The 15,582-nt window shown below is 61.2% G+C and carries 15 protein-coding genes; 3 read left to right on the top strand and 12 right to left on the bottom strand.

Annotated features, from left to right (window positions below):
• Window positions 1–77 precede the first annotated feature (77 nt).
• The 9 genes from HY962_17940 to HY962_17900 form a co-directional block, all read right to left on the bottom strand.
• Entirely contained in the window at window positions 78–878 is an 801-nt protein-coding gene (locus tag HY962_17940; protein MBI5648814.1) for an alpha/beta hydrolase, read from the bottom strand.
• A 33-nt stretch (window positions 879–911) separates the two neighbouring features.
• A complete protein-coding gene (locus HY962_17935) occupies window positions 912–1,577 on the bottom strand; it encodes a hypothetical protein (GenBank protein MBI5648813.1) in 666 nt (221 codons plus the stop codon).
• Window positions 1,578–1,703: 126 nt separating this feature from the next.
• Window positions 1,704–2,306 (bottom strand): rhomboid family intramembrane serine protease, encoded by a 603-nt coding sequence (locus HY962_17930; protein MBI5648812.1) that lies wholly within the window; start codon window positions 2,304–2,306, stop codon window positions 1,704–1,706.
• 72 nt (window positions 2,307–2,378) lie between these two features.
• Entirely contained in the window at window positions 2,379–3,842 is a 1,464-nt protein-coding gene (locus HY962_17925) for a hypothetical protein (protein ID MBI5648811.1), read from the bottom strand.
• Window positions 3,843–3,885: 43 nt separating this feature from the next.
• A complete protein-coding gene (locus tag HY962_17920; protein MBI5648810.1) occupies window positions 3,886–4,452 on the bottom strand; it encodes an RNA polymerase sigma factor in 567 nt (188 codons plus the stop codon).
• Window positions 4,453–4,585: 133 nt separating this feature from the next.
• A complete protein-coding gene (locus tag HY962_17915) occupies window positions 4,586–5,572 on the bottom strand; it encodes a glycosyltransferase family 2 protein (protein ID MBI5648809.1) in 987 nt (328 codons plus the stop codon).
• Entirely contained in the window at window positions 5,572–6,735 is a 1,164-nt protein-coding gene (locus HY962_17910; protein ID MBI5648808.1) for a glycosyltransferase family 4 protein, read from the bottom strand. Before HY962_17910 ends, HY962_17915 begins: the two co-directional genes overlap by 1 nt.
• Window positions 6,732–7,865: a glycosyltransferase family 4 protein gene (locus HY962_17905; protein ID MBI5648807.1), complete on the bottom strand. Its 1,134-nt coding sequence runs from the start codon at window positions 7,863–7,865 to the stop codon at window positions 6,732–6,734. Before HY962_17905 ends, HY962_17910 begins: the two co-directional genes overlap by 4 nt.
• Window positions 7,866–7,881: 16 nt before the next feature.
• The gene (locus HY962_17900; GenBank protein ID MBI5648806.1) at window positions 7,882–8,661 is read right to left on the bottom strand and encodes a methyltransferase domain-containing protein; all 780 of its coding nucleotides are present in this window, start codon (window positions 8,659–8,661) and stop codon (window positions 7,882–7,884) included.
• A gap of 166 nt (window positions 8,662–8,827) precedes the next feature.
• Between HY962_17900 and HY962_17895 the strand changes: the two genes are divergently transcribed.
• Both HY962_17895 and glnA read left to right on the top strand, forming a co-directional pair.
• Entirely contained in the window at window positions 8,828–9,313 is a 486-nt protein-coding gene (locus tag HY962_17895; protein ID MBI5648805.1) for an Lrp/AsnC family transcriptional regulator, read from the top strand.
• Complete coding sequence (gene glnA / locus HY962_17890; GenBank protein ID MBI5648804.1) at window positions 9,310–10,740, top strand: type I glutamate--ammonia ligase; 1,431 nt, start codon at window positions 9,310–9,312, stop codon at window positions 10,738–10,740. The genes HY962_17895 and glnA overlap by 4 nt, the downstream gene beginning before the upstream one ends.
• A gap of 216 nt (window positions 10,741–10,956) precedes the next feature.
• On the opposite strand, the gene HY962_17885 is transcribed toward glnA, so the two are convergent.
• Window positions 10,957–11,472, bottom strand: coding sequence for a hypothetical protein (locus HY962_17885; protein MBI5648803.1), 516 nt, complete (start codon window positions 11,470–11,472; stop codon window positions 10,957–10,959).
• 118 nt (window positions 11,473–11,590) lie between these two features.
• Between HY962_17885 and HY962_17880 the strand changes: the two genes are divergently transcribed.
• Window positions 11,591–12,715 (top strand): D-alanine--D-alanine ligase, encoded by a 1,125-nt coding sequence (locus tag HY962_17880; GenBank protein ID MBI5648802.1) that lies wholly within the window; start codon window positions 11,591–11,593, stop codon window positions 12,713–12,715.
• Here the strand turns inward: HY962_17880 and HY962_17875 are convergent.
• Entirely contained in the window at window positions 12,712–14,112 is a 1,401-nt protein-coding gene (locus HY962_17875; GenBank protein MBI5648801.1) for a B12-binding domain-containing radical SAM protein, read from the bottom strand. The two genes, HY962_17880 and HY962_17875, sit on opposite strands and share 4 nt — an antisense overlap.
• Window positions 14,109–15,575, bottom strand: coding sequence for a B12-binding domain-containing radical SAM protein (locus HY962_17870; protein MBI5648800.1), 1,467 nt, complete (start codon window positions 15,573–15,575; stop codon window positions 14,109–14,111). Before HY962_17870 ends, HY962_17875 begins: the two co-directional genes overlap by 4 nt.
• Window positions 15,576–15,582: the final 7 nt, after the last annotated feature.

The raw sequence follows: 15,582 nt of genomic DNA, 5'->3' as shown, positions 1-15,582 counted from the left end.
TGGGGGCGGGTGACGCGGCAAAGCGCGGATCGTGAAAAATTACCCAAAGACACAGGGAGAAACAAACGGACTCATCCTCAGCGCGGTATATTAAACGCCTCCGCTCGCGCGTCTTCGAGAAACGAAACAACCGCATCAATCACCACGTCGCGTTTTTCCAGGTGCGGCACATGCCCGCAGGACGGGAGCAACAGCGTGCGCGTCGGACCACTGCATCGCTGCGCAATCGCGCGGACCTGTTCAATCGATCCGTATTGGTCGTCTTCTCCCTGCACCACGAGAACGGGATCACTCACAGCGCGCAGATCGTCGAGCATGTGCCAGTCGCGCGCACGCGGGTCGAGCCAGGTGTCGGCCCAGGCCTTGAAAACACCTTCGGTGTTGCTGCCGTGATACCGTTGCAGCTTCTCACGGAGGCCTCCGCGCTCGAAGGCGTCGCGGGCTGCACGAATGCCCGCAAGCGTAAGGTCCTCGATGAATACGTGCGCCGCCTCCGCGACCACCGCCCGCGCACCGCCGGGGAAGCGCGCGGCAAACGCGAGCGCGATGGTTCCGCCGTCGCTGTGCCCAAAGAGCACGGGCCGTTCGATGTGCTGCTCCGCGAGAAGTGTGCGCAGGGTCTCGCATTCTTCATGGTAAAAATCGATGCGACGCGGAGCGTCGAGCGGGTCGCTCGATCCGTGCCCGCGACGTTCGTAGACGAAACCCTCACAGCCGAGGGCCTCACAAAGCTGGCGTGGAAACGCCTTCCACTGCCCGATGCTGCCAAGCGCTTCATGCAGAAATACGACCGCGGGCATCCCGCTGCGCGGCAATGCCGGTGCGAAACGCGCTGCACGCAGGCGCGCGTTCTTCGTGACGATGTCGAAGCTCTTCATGCAGGACGAGGTGGCAATCGCCGCGAGGCGGATTCAGAAATACCAGATGGCGCCGATCGAAATTGCCTGGTAATTGTCGTTGTCCTTCGCGACCCAGCCGTCGAGATTATCGTTCAACGACAGTGTTTTTACGAACGTGTACGTGATGTCGAGATTACGCGTGACGGTCCAATGTATTCCGACCATTATCGGGACAATGAGCGCCATGGTCTCGTCCCTCTGATATTGAGCGATCTGGTCCTTGATGCGCGGACTCATGTACGTGACATTCGGTTTGAAAAAGGCAACCCCGAAGCCGCCTCCCACAAAGGGCCGCAGGGGAACACGATTGAAGAATTCGATCTTGCCGATGCCTGATACGCTGATGACTCCGGTCCGAAATTCGTAGTCCGAGGACATGGCCTTCTGCGGAGAGTAGCTGATATATGCCAGCAGTGAGCCAGTCATAAAACTCCCGAGAGTGAACAGCTTTGCCTGGGCGTATAGATCGACCCCAAGATCCCATTTATGATCGGCATCCGGAAACATGGCGCCATGGTCGATATCGCCCGAGTACAGTGTCATGCCGAAATTGGCACCCACGCTGAACGTTCCGGGATGTAATTCCTTGATGGGAGAAAACTGTCCCTGCGCCGCAACTGTGTGCGTACAAACAAGGAGGGCCAGGATGGCAACGAGGGTGCGGAGTGGGTGGCTCATAATGCGAGGGCTAAGTGGGGTTCGGCGACGGATCCGCAGCCCAAATGTACGACACCGCCGCCTGCGAGGGAAACGCATCGAGGACCGCGAATGGTGCGCGGCACTCCGCACACTTCCGGGCAGTGATCAAAATACTTCGTGAATAAAAGCCGGCACCGCGTCGGGACGCAGCACCGCGGTCAGGGCAAGACCGGCCAGCGCGCCGTACAAATGTACGTCGTGTCCGATATTATCGCGCTGATGCCGGGCGCCATACCAGCTTCCCGCCAGGAAAAGTACACCGAACAGCGGGTACGGCAATCCGACGGGCAGGAAGAAGAGGTAGATCCTGTGTTCGGGATAAAACAACATGCCGCTGAAAAAGAGACCGGCCACTGCGCCCGACGCCCCGAGCGCGCGGTACCCCGGATCCCCCCGGTGCGAGATTACGGAAGGCAGCGCCCCGAGGATAAGACTGCCGAAGTATACAAAGAGAAATCCTCCCTGCCCGAGCGCCGCTTCGACGGCAGGGGCGATCGAGAAATACGAGACCGCGTTGAAGAGCAGGTGCCCGACGCTGCCATGCACAAATCCGTAGGTGACGAGTTGATGCCAGCGGTTCCGTTCCATTATCCCGTACGGATGGAGCATCCACGCCGACCATAGATCCGTCCACAGGAATGCGAGCGCACTGATCCCCACAAGGAGAATCAGCACAATCGTTGATGCGGACAGTGTGTCGAATGCCATCGGGGAGTATACTCAGATCCGTTCTCAGTACGAAACGGATCCGCCCGATGTCCGCCTACGGGACTTACAGGTTCAGAATCCGACGGCGACGCCGAAGGTCACGCCAAGCTTGTAGGTTTTATACCAGGACCCTTCCACGACATAATTGAGCATGGTGCCCTCGAGCCCGAGGTTGAACATGGAGTAGTTGGTCGGATACATCTCGAGTCCGAAACGTACCTTGGCCAGCGGTCCGAGTTTGGTGGCGCCAAGCACTGTGCGGGTGTAGGGATAGACAAAATGGAGGATGCCGAGATCGGGCAGCGAGAGCTTCCATACCGCGCCGTACCAGTCGAGCATCTTGTTCCGCTGAACGACGGACGGGATCCATGGGACGGGAGGATCATACACAACGCGTATCGGTTCCTTCTCGGCCAGGTTCGTGGCAGGATTCATCATTTGAAATTCCTGACCGAAGGTCTCACGGCCGTATTCGAGTCCGAACGCATGAAGATCCGATACCTTGTACACGGCGCTTATGGCCATGTCTTTGAACAGGTCGTGTGAATTGTAGGGCAGATCCACAGATGGATGTGAGCGGCTGTTCAGCAGGCGCATCTCGAAGACAAGATTGGAGAGGAAGGCGCCCTCGGAGTTGTACACGAAGAAGAACCGCCCCTTGGTGTCGACCGATGCGAGTTGCGGCTCCACAAATGCAACGGGCACGATTGACGGTCGTGCAGATACATGTGCGGCCTCATCGGTCGCCTCCGCACTCAGGTCCGCCTGTGCTTCCTCCATGTAGTTCAGATCAACAAATGCCATGCTGGTCGCGGGGGTCCGGACCTCCACAAGCCCCGCCGCATCCGCAACAGACGCAGTTTGTACCGCGGGAAGGTGTGTAACGGGCACGGAAGCTGGCTGGGCCTCCGTCTGCAGGTACTCGGGCGTCGGTGCTGCCGGTTGCGGTGAAGCTGTTTCCGGTGCGTCCCCGACCGCGACAGGCGTTGCTGCGACGGAGCGCGCAGCATCCGCCTGCCTGAACGCGGAGGAAGGTGTCGGGGAGTCTGCCCGCTCACGTGTTGCCACGGGAGCGGTTTCATGCTGCCGGACGGACGCGGCAGCGGGCGACGAGGTGGCGGCAAGATCGGCGGTGGATTGCTGCGTGTATGTCGAGATAAAAAATATCGATGTAGCGACGATGGAAAACAGCGACGTGGCGAGATACGGTGCGGCGGAGCGAAGCGCGTGCCAGACGGCTGAACCCGCAACAGGAGCGGACGATGACGCCGCGGCCGGCGCGGCAGCGGGGGCTGCCGATGTGGCGGCGAGCGCCGAGGGAGCGGACAGGCCGAGCCCTGTGAAGAGTGCGGCCGTGACTGCTGCCGGCGGCGTGATGCTGCGCAGGTCGTTCTGGACGAAGGAATGCAGTCGGAGGTGTTCGTTGAACTCCCGCCTGAGCTGCGGATCGGTATTCAGCGCCGAGAAGAGAAGATCCTCCTGCACGGCGTCGAGCCCTTCGTCAAAGTACTGGTGTACGAGATGTATCGGTGTCATGGTCTTGATGCCTCCGCCTTGAGCGCGCGGAAAGCTGCGTGGTTCAGGTGTGTTTTGTTACGTCTGCGATGTATGGTGCCAAAATGCCGCGTATCTGTTCCTTGGCGCGCATCACGCGCACTTTGAGCGAGGCGACGGTATCACCGGTGATGGCGGCGATATCCTTGTAGGAAAGTCCCTGATAGAAGCGGAGAATGAAAGCCTCGCGATATGGTTCATCGAGCAGATCGAGAGCGCTGCCCACCATGTTGAACAACTCTTCGCGCTCGTAAGGGGGCGTGCTGCCCGCCATGTCGTCTTCCTCGAACGGCGACCAGCGCGAGGTGGTGCGTCGATGATTCAGATGGATGTTTCGCGCGCTCGTCAGCAGGTACGCGAGAATATTCGCGACCACGGCACGGGAGAAATCATGGTGAAAAAACCTCGTGAACGCTTCCTGGAAGAGGTCGTTCGCATCGTCGGGATTTCCGCTCATGCGGAGGCAGTACACGTACACGCGCTGGGAGTGTCGTGCGTAAAGCTCTGCAAACGCATCATTCTTTTCCTCCGGTGTTCCCCGGAATACCTGGAAAAGTTCGGCGTCGTTCAGTGTGGAATACTTGCGTTCCATAGGCCTTCTGCCGTCGCACCGCGGTGCGTCACCGGTCCGCGCGGGGATTTCCCGCCGGCACCGGTATTATCGAGACACAGCGCTGCGTAAAGGGTTACAAACCAACGGTGTACGCGACGGGCCGCCTGCGGTTTCATTGCCGGCCCACAATTGCCCGAAAGGCCCGTGCGGCCGCCCGAAACGAGGTGCCGTCGAAACGAAGCGCAAAACGGAGCATATTTCCAAAGATCGACCACAACAGCCAGCGCCTCAAGGCAGGGGTATACACACCGCGCTTACGCCGAAGATGGCGAAGTGCGACTATTCGCCGTTCATGCGCCACGGCGCGCACAAGCCGGTTCTCACGCGCCCGGTGATGCAACACCCTGAGCGTGGGGAGAACGGTGACCGGAGTTGTTCCCGGAAAACCGAGGGCAACTCCGTAATTATCACCGATGCCATGTACGTCGAGTTGTTCGTCAAAAGGAGATGCGAGCAGCCACTCCCTGCGCACAACCGCCGCGCCCAGGCCGTACACTGCCGTATGAAAACTTCCGGCGCCAACCTGGGTGACAAGCGGCCACCCCGCCAGCGTAAAGGTGTTTCCGCGCCTCCGGTACCAGCGGAGGATCGGACTCAGCAGCAGCGATTGAATCGGCGGGAGACGGAGCGCATCGAGATCCGCCCATACGGTCAGTTGGAAGAAAAAACTCCACATTAGTGCTCGCGGATTCGGCGGAGGGATCCCGTCGGTGAAACCGCCCGATTCATCCGCTTCCAATACCACGCCGCTTACCGCGCCGCAGTCGGGGTGGGTCTCGAAATGGCGTAAAATAGTCTCGAGATATTCCGGCGGGACTTCGATATCGTCGTCGCAAAGGAAGACAAGCGACCCGTGCGCCTCGGCAATACCCGCATTACGCTGTACACACACCGAGGCGTTCGTTCGCACACAGCGCAACGACGACGCAGCATACTGAGACACCAGGGCGTGCCGTGTGACGGGAATGTCGCTGGCATCAACAACGATGACCTCATCGGGGGGCCGTGTCTGTGCGGCGATTGCACACAGAGCGCGACGGAGATGCTCGGGCCTGTTGCGCGTGGGGATGACCACGGAGATTGTGAGCGCGTCCGCCATCACATGGCGCTCCGCTGCCGGGAGATCGCCGTCTCGTACACTGCGAGCAGCGCGGCCGCGGCCGCATCGATGGAATTGTGTTCCGCCCACGCGCGCGCCGCGCGTCGCATCCCCTGCGCGCGTGCGGTGTCGGCGGCGCATGCAAGAATCGCCTCCGCCAGAGCGCCTGGATCTCCGGGCGTGACGGCACACGCGGCGTGGGGATGCAGATCGCGCACGAGTCCCGTGTCCGTTCCCACAATCATCGTCCCCGACGCGGCCGCCTCGGCCACGGCCACGCCGCCCGCCTCGTGCAGTGAGCTTTGCACAAAAATATCGGCGGATCGGTACAAGCCGGGAAGGACCTCGTGCGGCAGATGACCGAGGAAGGATACACACCCTGCGGGAAGGCACTCGTCTGCAAACGCCTGCAATCGACCTTCGAGATGATCGGCGCCGACGATGCGCAGTGAGGCCGGAATCCGTGCCGTTACCTGCGCAGTCGCGCGGATCAGCGTATGTTGATCCTTGACCGGAGTAAGATTCGCGACATGCAGCAGCGATAGGTCGCCGCGGCGTGTGGCGGACTCGTGATAGGAAAACATATCGGTGTCGACACCCGGCGGTATGAGGTGTATACGCGAGGGATCGAGTCCGCGCGCCTCGAGGACGCCCGCCTGTTGCCGCGAGAGCACCGTCACCGCGTCACTGGACGCCGCGCAGCGCAGCAGCAGGGCGCGCGCGGCAGGAACACGAAAGTGACCGTAGCCGATGGCGGGCAGGTTTGCCGTCTCGGCGCCGTGAAAACTCGCGCAGACCGGACGTCGCAGCACGGCTCCCAGCGCGGTGGCCGCCAGTGCTCCCGGGTGTCCCCATATCCCGTGGAAAAGATCGAAGGGTACACGCCGGTGCGCGGCAGATGCCGACGCGAACAGGTGCGCGTAACGAAGGGCCGGATTTCGGATAGGGAGGTCCGAAACAAAGACCACCCGGGCGTGTGTCAATGCCGGACTCTTCTCCGTTCCGCGCGCGGAGCGCAACGTAAAAATTGTGAGGTCGATCTGCTTCGCGGCACGCGCGAGCAGACCGGTCAGAAACGGGATGTCTATGCCCGTCCCGGCGGCTTCCAGTCCGCCGTGTACCAGCACGGCAACACGCGGCCGGCGGGGGCCTGTCGAGTTCATCTCGGGCCTCCAGCGGCTCTACGGTGCCGCGTTGCAACCACTTCCGCATACGCGGCGCGCACGCGCGCGGCAACCGCGGGCCAGGAGAGATGTCTGTCGAAGAAGACGCGCACGTCCGCGGCCGGGGGACGTCCTGCGGCCGCCGCAAGCAGCGCGCGCGCGCAGGAGCCGGCATCGCCTGGTTCCCAGAGCGCGCCCATTTCGCCGTTGCGCGTCAAAACGCGGAAGGGCGGGATGCCGGTTACCGCGGGGTACACACCGCAGGCCATGGCCTCGAGCAGGGCGAAACCGCAGCCCTCGGCATGGCTCCCCAGCACAAAGATGTCGGCCTGCGCATACAGCGCCGGCATCGCGTTGTGCGGCACCGTGCCCCGAAGCCTCACGGCGCCGGTGATGCCCAGCCGTGCAATCTCCTCGCGCACACGATCCAGCATTGGGGCGTCGGAGTACGCCATCGTGAGAAACGCGCGGGGCGACTGTACGCGCATCTCCGCAAATCCGTGCAACACGGTGATGGGATCCTTGCAGGCATTCAACCGGCCCACCCACAGCACATGGGGTGCTCCGGCACCTGAATCACCGAATTGCGGCGCGGACGGGCATTCCATGTATGTCGACGCTTCCTGCACGGCGAATATCGCTGCTCGAAAAGGGAGCAGGCCCCGACTTTTCCACGCCTCTCCCTGTTCACGCGAGGTGAATATCGCGGCATCGGCGCAACGGAGGAAGGTGGCATAGATCCGGCGTCTTGGGAAAGCCGGGTCGGGTCCGCCGTGATGCTGCCAGACCAGGGACGTGGAGCGAGGTGTAATGCGGCGCAGAGGGACAAGCGTGGTCGGACGCCCGTTTACGTGGATCAGATCGGGTTCGTGGGAAGCGGCCAGACGGAGTGTCCGGAGCGGCATCGCCCACGGCGGCAGGCGAGGCGGAAGGCCGTCGGAGACGAAATGATACGATACACCGTTGCGTTCAAGCGCCGCGTCGGTCCCGAAGCGCTGCACACACGTCACACGTGTATCCATCGCCGCGAGAGCTTCACACCATCCTGTGGATGCGGTGTAGCGCGCGAGCAATTCGTCGGGACCACGTATGCCTGCGTCGTAGTGGGGATTCATGTACACGATGTGCATGAGGAGCGCCGGACGACTATTCGAAACGCTCGAGTACGATCACGAAGTGATCGCCGAGTACCGAGAAAATAGGAAGCGTGTCGAGACGCCGCTCCATCCGCCGCGCCAGCGCCATGAGCCGCGGGGCGCGCTCGTGGAAATATGTGAACGACGGCGGCGGAGTAAGGACATTGAGTCCGACAACACGGACGATCGTGAAACGACCGCGAATCATCCGCTTGATCGAGCGCAGCGAGTGGTACCAGGTCAGCACATGGCGATGTCCGACGGGAACGCTCACGCCGTTCCACCGCCAGCGACGGAACGCCTCCCGCAGGCGTCCGCGTCGGAGATATGCCACTGTTTCCGTGATGGAAAATCTGTTCATCAGGCAGAGGATTGCAACGCCGTTATCGGGAAGAACGTGATAGATATCGCGCAGCACCGGTTCAAGGTGACGGACGCAGTTGAGCGCGCCGAAATTGGAGAACACGCCGTCCACGCCGCGGTCACGCACGCACGCAAGATGTTCTGCGGGCATACGCAGCGGATACACGGTTGGCAGATCCTCGCACGCCGCGCGCGTCTCCGCGAGCATACGCGACGAGGGATCGCTTGCAACCACCTCCCAGCCCTCTTCCGCGAGCAGGCGCGCGTCCACGCCCGTGCCGCAACCCAGTTCGAGGATGAGTCCGCGTTTCGGGAAGAACTCCCGCGCCAGGGCGTACACGCGTTCGCGCAGCCGCCGGACCTCCGGCAGCGCGCTGAATTCCGCATCATACGATGCGGCGATATCCGAGAATGGCGAATCAGACATGGATGTTTCCGAGAATACGGATTTTGTGTGAGTAACAGTAGCGCGGGGCGGCGGCGGGCGGAGCACTCTTTCAGGGCATCTTGCGTTCGATTAAATAATATGCTATGTTTGTTCGAACAACCGCATGTAATTAAGGCAACCACACAAACTAACCTAATTAATTGAAGTGCTGGATTCCATCGATATCACCATCCTGAACGCCTTGCAGCAGAGCGGGCGGAAGCGCAGGAACGAACTGGCCGAAGAGACCGGCCTGTCGCTGCCCGCGATCAGCGAGCGTTTGCGCAAGCTCGAGGAGCGCGGATACATCGAGCGATACACCGCGGTTCTCAACGCGAAACTGCTCGGCAACGATGTGACGGCCTTCGTGTCGGTCACCATCGATTCCTCCAAACACTACGAGGAATTTCTGCGCCACGTGCTGCAACACCCCGAGATCCTCGAGTGCCACGCCGTGACCGGCGACGGTTCACATCTGCTCAAAATCCGCACGGCAAACACCGCATCCCTCGAGGGGATACTGTCGGCGATACAATCCTGGCGCGGTGTGCAGGGCACGCGCACCAGCGTGGTGCTGTCGACGCGGAAGGAAACACTGTCTATTTCACTTGCCTCACACGACACTCATCATACGGAGAAAAAACACGCATGACCCCGCATCGCCCCGAAGACGTGTCCCGCGTGCTCGACCTCGTCGCGCGCGAAAACGTGAAGATGATTGATTTCAAGTTCATGGATTTCCCGGGCCAGTGGCAGCACACATCGATACCGGTGTCACACTTTTCTGCTGGCACCTTCGATGAAGGCCTCGGCTTTGACGGATCGAGCCTGCGCGGCTTCAAGAGCATACACGAGAGCGACATGGTGATCATTCCCGATCCCGCGACGGCCATCATCGATCCGTTTGTCAAGGAAAAGACCTTGAGTCTCGTCTGCGACATCTACGAGCCACTCACGCGCGAAAAATACGAGCGCTGTCCCCGGAACATTGCGCAGAAGGCCGAAGCGTATCTGCAGCAGACCGGGTTGGCCGACACGGCGTATTACGGTCCGGAGGCCGAGTTCTTCATCTTCGACGACGTGCGGTATGCAAACAATCCGAATCACTCCTTTTACATGCTCGACTCCGTGGAAGGCAGTTGGAACACCGGACGAGACGAGGGGCCGAATCTCGCCTACAAACCGCGTCCAAAGGAGGGTTATTTCCCCGTGCCGCCCACGGATCACCTCAACGATCTGCGCAACGAGATGGTGCGTGTGATGATCGAGTGCGGACTCGACGTCGAGGCCCAGCATCATGAAGTCGCCAGCGGCGGTCAGGCCGAGATCGACCTCCGTTTTCAGCCGCTCGTAACGGCGGCGGATCAGCTTCTTCTCTTCAAATACATCGTGAAGAACACCGCGCTCAGGAACGGCCGTACGGCCACATTCATGCCGAAGCCGATTTTCGGCGACAACGGATCGGGCATGCACGTGCACATGAGTTTGTGGAAGCAGGGCAAGCCGCTTTTTTACGGCGAGCACTATGCGGGCCTCAGTGAAATGGCCCTGCACTACATCGGCGGCCTGCTCAAACACGCGCCCGCGCTCTGCGCACTCGCGAATCCGACGACCAACTCCTACAAGCGTCTCGTGCCGGGGTACGAAGCGCCGGTGAACCTCGCATACTCGCAGAGGAATCGCAGCGCGTCCATTCGCATTCCAATGTACTCGTCGAGCCCCAAATCGAAGCGCATCGAATTCCGTACGCCCGATCCCTCCTGCAACCCGTACATCGCCTTCAGCGCCATGCTCATGGCGGGTCTCGATGGAATCATCAACCGCATCGATCCCGGCGATCCGCTGGACAAGGACATCTACGATATGAAACCCGAGGAACTCGCAAACGTGCCGAGCACACCGGGCTCACTCGAAGAGGCGCTCCGCGCGCTCGAACGTGATCACGACTTCCTCCTCAAGGGCGGTGTGTTCAGCGAGGACGTCATCGGCACGTGGATCGACTACAAGATGAACAAGGAAGCAAAGCAGCTTTCGCTCCGGCCGCATCCGTTCGAATTTGGGATGTACTTTGACGTGTAGATGGTAGAAAGTAGATGGGTAGGTAGTAGATGGTAGATCGATCTATGAAGGTCGTGTAAGGAGTCAGGAGACAGGAGTCAGGAGACACGGGTTAACCGGATGACTGTCTCCTGATTCCTTTTTCTTGTCGCCTCACTCTCGCTCAACAGAACACACATCTACCATCTACTCAACTACCAACTACCCATCTACCTTTCACTCATCTACCAACAACTCTCAGAAACGTAATTGCAGCATCACGCCGCGTGGTGCGGGCAGAACCGTGGCCGACAGTGTCTCTGAGACGTCGAAGTCGTAAAGATGTGCATCGACGAAGGCGTCGGCGCATTGAACGAGGTAGAGCACAAGAAACCACCAGGCGTAGGTGTCGCGGTTGTCGCGATACACCTCGCGCAACTGCTTGAGGCGAAGGTCGCCGCTGCTGTTCTCGGGTGTGATGCTCGCGGCGTATCTGTCGCGGTAATCAAGAAAACCGTTGTTCTCAACCACCACACCGCGTATCAGGAATACACCAAGTCCGACAACCACGGGGACCTTCCAGTACGATTCGTTGTACCACTGCCCCAGACCCGGCAGAAGTGCGGACCGCAGTACCGCTCCCATGGGCGATTTGGTCATCGTGTAGCCGCTGTCGGCGGATTTCCGTTCGGCGGCGGAGCCACCGGACTCCTGCGCATGCAGCGCGGGGCAGGACAGGACAACAACGAGGGTGCACAGAGCAACGAGTTTCATGAGTGAAACATAGCACCAGACCTTGGGCCAAACAATCCGCGAATCCGTGACCGGGCCCGTGTGGCGTTGGTTTTTCAGACACAGCACGCTAGTTTCAACGTCAACAGGACAGGCACCCATGAAAAAAATACGTATCGGTGTGATTTTCGGCGGACGATCGGGTGAACACGAAGTGTCGCTGGTCTCGGCTTCCTCCGTGATGCAGGCCCTCGATCCTTCGGTGTACGACGTTGTGCCGATAGGGATCACCAAGGACGGCCGCTGGTTGACAGGGCCCGATGTGATTACACATCTCGCGGGATCTGGCGGCCGACCCTCACCATGTATGCTGGCGCCGGAGCCGGGCCGGGGTTTGCTCGTCGAGGAAAGCGGGCAGTGGACCGATTCGGCCCTCGACATCATCTTTCCCGTGCTGCATGGCACATACGGGGAGGACGGAACGATACAGGGCGTGTTCGAGATGGCGGATCTCCCCTACGTGGGATCGGGAGTCCTGGCCTCGGCGGCCGGCATGGACAAGGTCCTGCAGAAAAGACTTCATGCGGCGGAAGGCCTGCCCATTGTGGAGTACACCTGGTTCCGTGCCGAGGAATTCGACGCGGATCGCGAGGAACTTCTGGAGGATATCCAACAGACACTCGGATACCCCGTCTTTGTGAAACCGCCAAATCTCGGATCCAGCGTGGGCATCTCGAAGGCGCGAACGCGTGATGAACTGGAGCGTGCCATCGAACTCGCGCGTGCGTACGACCGCACGGTGTTGGTAGAACGTGCCGTGCCTGATGCGCGCGAGATCGAAGTTGCCGTGCTCGGCAACGGCGAAGCGATAGCGTCCGTTCCCGGCGAAGTGGTCCCGAGCAATGAATTTTACGACTACAACGCGAAGTACGTCGACGGCGCCTCCGCCACCATTATCCCGGCGTCACTTGACGACGAGACGGCGGAGCATGTGCGTGTGCTCGCGATTGCGGCCTTTCACGCGACGGGGTGCGAGGGACTCGCGCGTGTGGATTTCCTGCTGTCGAAATCGACGGGCGCCCTGTACCTCAACGAGGTGAATACCATGCCCGGATTCACCAGCATCAGCATGTACCCGAAACTGTTCGAGGCATCCGGTATCGCGTATCCCGCGCTGCTCGACCGGCTCGTGCAGCTCGCCTTCGAGCGTCACGCGCAACGCGCGGCGGTACGACGCTCCTTCGAGCCGGACGTGCGCTGGTTCACCGGCGGAGCCGGGTCTTAAACCGACGATCCGGCGAGGCGCGACACCATCATTCCGAACCGCGCGGTGCGGGCTTTTGCCCACAGCAGCGGGAGCCGCAACACATTTTTCCGAAGGGCGGAGAGCGCCCGCCCCACCGCTGCTTCGTTGACGACAAAGCGGTTCGCAAACCAGTAGTAGCGGTCCGAATATCGTCCGGTCACGATATGGTTGCGGTCGTTCCACGTCTCGAAGGGCTGCGGGGGAACAACGGCGTGTGCTCCGAGTTCGATGTGATACCGGGTTCCCTTGATCGGATACGCAATAGTGGTCAGCACAATGTCGGGTCGTGATCGTCGCAGGTAGTGAGCAGTGGCGAGGATGTCCTCGTCTTTTTCGCCCAGATACCCAAGCATGATGAAGGTGCCCACTTCGATGCCATGTTCCCGGCAGACACGGGTCATTGCTTCGACCTGCTCGACAGACACGCCGCGGCGCATCGCGTCGAGGACACGCTGCGAGCCGGACTCCGCCCCGAGCCATACGCGCCTGCAACCCATCGACGCGAGCGCGCGCGCGACGTCGGGCGTGAGCCGGTCGGCGCGTGTGATACACTCAAAGGGCACGGACAGGGCTCGCGCGCGCAGCTCACGTTCGAGCTCGAAAATCCATGCATGATTGATGGTGAACACGTCGTCGGCAAACCAGAGCGCATCGGGTGTGTATCGTGCCAGGAGGCCCGCGATCTCCTCGGCGACCAGGGCGGGGGAGCGGCGACGGTAACTTTCTCCGTACACGGTGTGGCTGCACCACGTACAGGTGTACGGGCAGCCGCGCATCGTGACGATCGACATGACGCGCACACCGTGGTGTTCTTCCCAGCACCGGAAATAGGGCGTGTAGTCGATGGCGTCACGGTCGGGTTCCGGCAGATCATCGAGAGATTTCCGCAGCACGCGCGGGGTATTTCGTCGCGTATTCCCGTCAGTGTCGCGCCAGATCACACCCGCGATATCCTCGAGCGAGGTCGATCCATGGAGAAAATGTGCAAGCACCTCCTCGAGTGTTTCCTCGCCTTCACCCGCGACAACAACATCGGCCCCCGCGGCGAGGTATTCCTCGGCGTATGATGCTGGTTCGGGTCCGCCGAGCACCACACGGCATCCCGCTGCTTTTGCCGTTTTAAGCATGCGCAGGGCGGCAAACTTCGTCACCATGTTCACCGAGATTCCGACCACGGGGGGCCGCAGTTCCTCAATCGCGCGCTCGAAGTCGCCCTCCGCCGCAAACGTCGCATCGAAGACGGACGCGCGGAAGCCGCGTCGTTTTAACCACGCCGACAGGGAAAGAATGCCCAGCGGCGCGAACGGTTTCATGACGCGCTGCTCCGCGGCATCCTCGCGGAGAAAGTACGCGTGCGCGAGCATGATGTCGATCATGACGGCAGAACAGCTACGCGCGGCGGGAGGGAAGGCGGCAAGCGGCGCAGCAGCGCCATGCGCGCGCGCGCGTACACCCACTGACAGAAATTTACCGGAAGAAGGACAAGGCGCCTCGGGCTGCGTTTTCGCAGGGCCTGCCTCATGCGGAACTCCTTGTGCACGGCCGTGTGCAGAGCCCGGTAATACGCGGGCCGGTAGGTGCCGGGGTACATCAGATCGAGGTCGCCCGACTCGGCCCAGTTCCTTTTCTCACCGAGACGCGCGGCGACCCGCTCGTAGAACGGCGTGCCGGGAAGGGGATACGAGACAGAGATGCCGATATCGTCGGGGCGTCCGCGTCGCAGCAGGCGAAGAGTGGCGCGCACGTCATCCCCCGATTCGCCGAGGTAACCGAACTGGAGAAACCAGGCGACGTCGACTCCCGCCTCCTGCAGCCGTTGTGTGGCTTCCAGGATTTGCTCGGTGGTCGTGCCCTTGTCCATTGCGTCGAGAACATGCTGCGAGCCGGACTCCGCGCCGATCCACACGGTGCGTGCCCCGGCGCGGGCGATGTCGCGCGCGTTGTTGTCGCGCAACATCAGGTCGGCGCGCGTCTGGCAGGAAAAAGGGATGAGACAGTCCTTTTCTTTGACACAATCGGCGTAGCGGGCCAACCAGCCGGGTTTCAGGCCGAGAATGTCGTCGCAGAACCAGATGTGGTCCGGCGCGTAGTTTTCCCTGAGCAGGGCTACTTCCGCGGCCACATTCTCGGGGGAGCGGGAGTGGTACACCTGTCCGTACACAGGTTTTGCGCACCAGTTGCAGGAGTACGGGCAGCCACGCGTGGTCACGACATTGAGACTGAAGAGCCCGTGCCGTTTCCGCCAGGCGGCGCGGTAGCGCTCCATGTCGACAAGATCCCATGCGGGGAACGGCAGCGCATCGAGATCCCGTATCAGCGGCCGTTTCGGTGTGAAGACGATTCGGCCACCTTCGCCGTAGTAGGCCAATCCGCGAATGGACGCCGCGTCACGCAGAACGCCGCGCGACACGGCGCCTACCGCTTCTCGCGCCGTCTCTTCACCTTCGCCGCAGATCACCGCATCGACTCCACGCCCGAGATACTCTGCCGCGTGATCGACGGGATCGGATCCCTGCGCCAGCACCACGGCCCCGCGGGTCCGGGCCATGCCGGCCATGCGCAGGCATGCCTCGCGCATACGCGTCAGGCACATCTTGTTCAGGTAATGAAAATTGTCCTCATAAAAGATAACGATATCCGGATTGTGTCCGTCAAGGGCTGGCACGAATTCGTTCTCGTCCGCGGCGAACATCGCGTCGAACAGCGCCACATCGTGACCGGCGTCGCGAAGCACGGCCGCCGCGTACAGGGTGCCGAGGGGAGGATACGGCTGCATCTGCGCGCGCGCCTTCGCGTCGAAGCGAAGGAAATAGCTGTGCGCGAGCAGTATCCGGGCCATACGGGTT

It is taken from the genome of Ignavibacteriota bacterium (assembly GCA_016218045.1).
Classification (GTDB): domain Bacteria; phylum Bacteroidota; class Ignavibacteria; order SZUA-365; family SZUA-365; genus JACRFB01.
This window is presented reverse-complemented; position numbering and strand designations above follow the sequence as displayed.

Coding starts and splice junctions, on each gene's coding strand:
- HY962_17940 (MBI5648814.1), bottom strand. CDS start 878: ATGAAGAGCTTCGACATCGTCACGAAGAACGCGCGCCTGCGTGCAGCG.
- HY962_17935 (MBI5648813.1), bottom strand. CDS start 1,577: ATGAGCCACCCACTCCGCACCCTCGTTGCCATCCTGGCCCTCCTTGTT.
- HY962_17930 (MBI5648812.1), bottom strand. CDS start 2,306: ATGGCATTCGACACACTGTCCGCATCAACGATTGTGCTGATTCTCCTT.
- HY962_17925 (MBI5648811.1), bottom strand. CDS start 3,842: ATGACACCGATACATCTCGTACACCAGTACTTTGACGAAGGGCTCGAC.
- HY962_17920 (MBI5648810.1), bottom strand. CDS start 4,452: ATGGAACGCAAGTATTCCACACTGAACGACGCCGAACTTTTCCAGGTA.
- HY962_17915 (MBI5648809.1), bottom strand. CDS start 5,572: ATGGCGGACGCGCTCACAATCTCCGTGGTCATCCCCACGCGCAACAGG.
- HY962_17910 (MBI5648808.1), bottom strand. CDS start 6,735: ATGAACTCGACAGGCCCCCGCCGGCCGCGTGTTGCCGTGCTGGTACAC.
- HY962_17905 (MBI5648807.1), bottom strand. CDS start 7,865: ATGCACATCGTGTACATGAATCCCCACTACGACGCAGGCATACGTGGT.
- HY962_17900 (MBI5648806.1), bottom strand. CDS start 8,661: ATGTCTGATTCGCCATTCTCGGATATCGCCGCATCGTATGATGCGGAA.
- glnA (MBI5648804.1), top strand. CDS start 9,310: ATGACCCCGCATCGCCCCGAAGACGTGTCCCGCGTGCTCGACCTCGTC.
- HY962_17885 (MBI5648803.1), bottom strand. CDS start 11,472: ATGAAACTCGTTGCTCTGTGCACCCTCGTTGTTGTCCTGTCCTGCCCC.
- HY962_17880 (MBI5648802.1), top strand. CDS start 11,591: ATGAAAAAAATACGTATCGGTGTGATTTTCGGCGGACGATCGGGTGAA.
- HY962_17875 (MBI5648801.1), bottom strand. CDS start 14,112: ATGATCGACATCATGCTCGCGCACGCGTACTTTCTCCGCGAGGATGCC.
- HY962_17870 (MBI5648800.1), bottom strand. CDS start 15,575: ATGGCCCGGATACTGCTCGCGCACAGCTATTTCCTTCGCTTCGACGCG.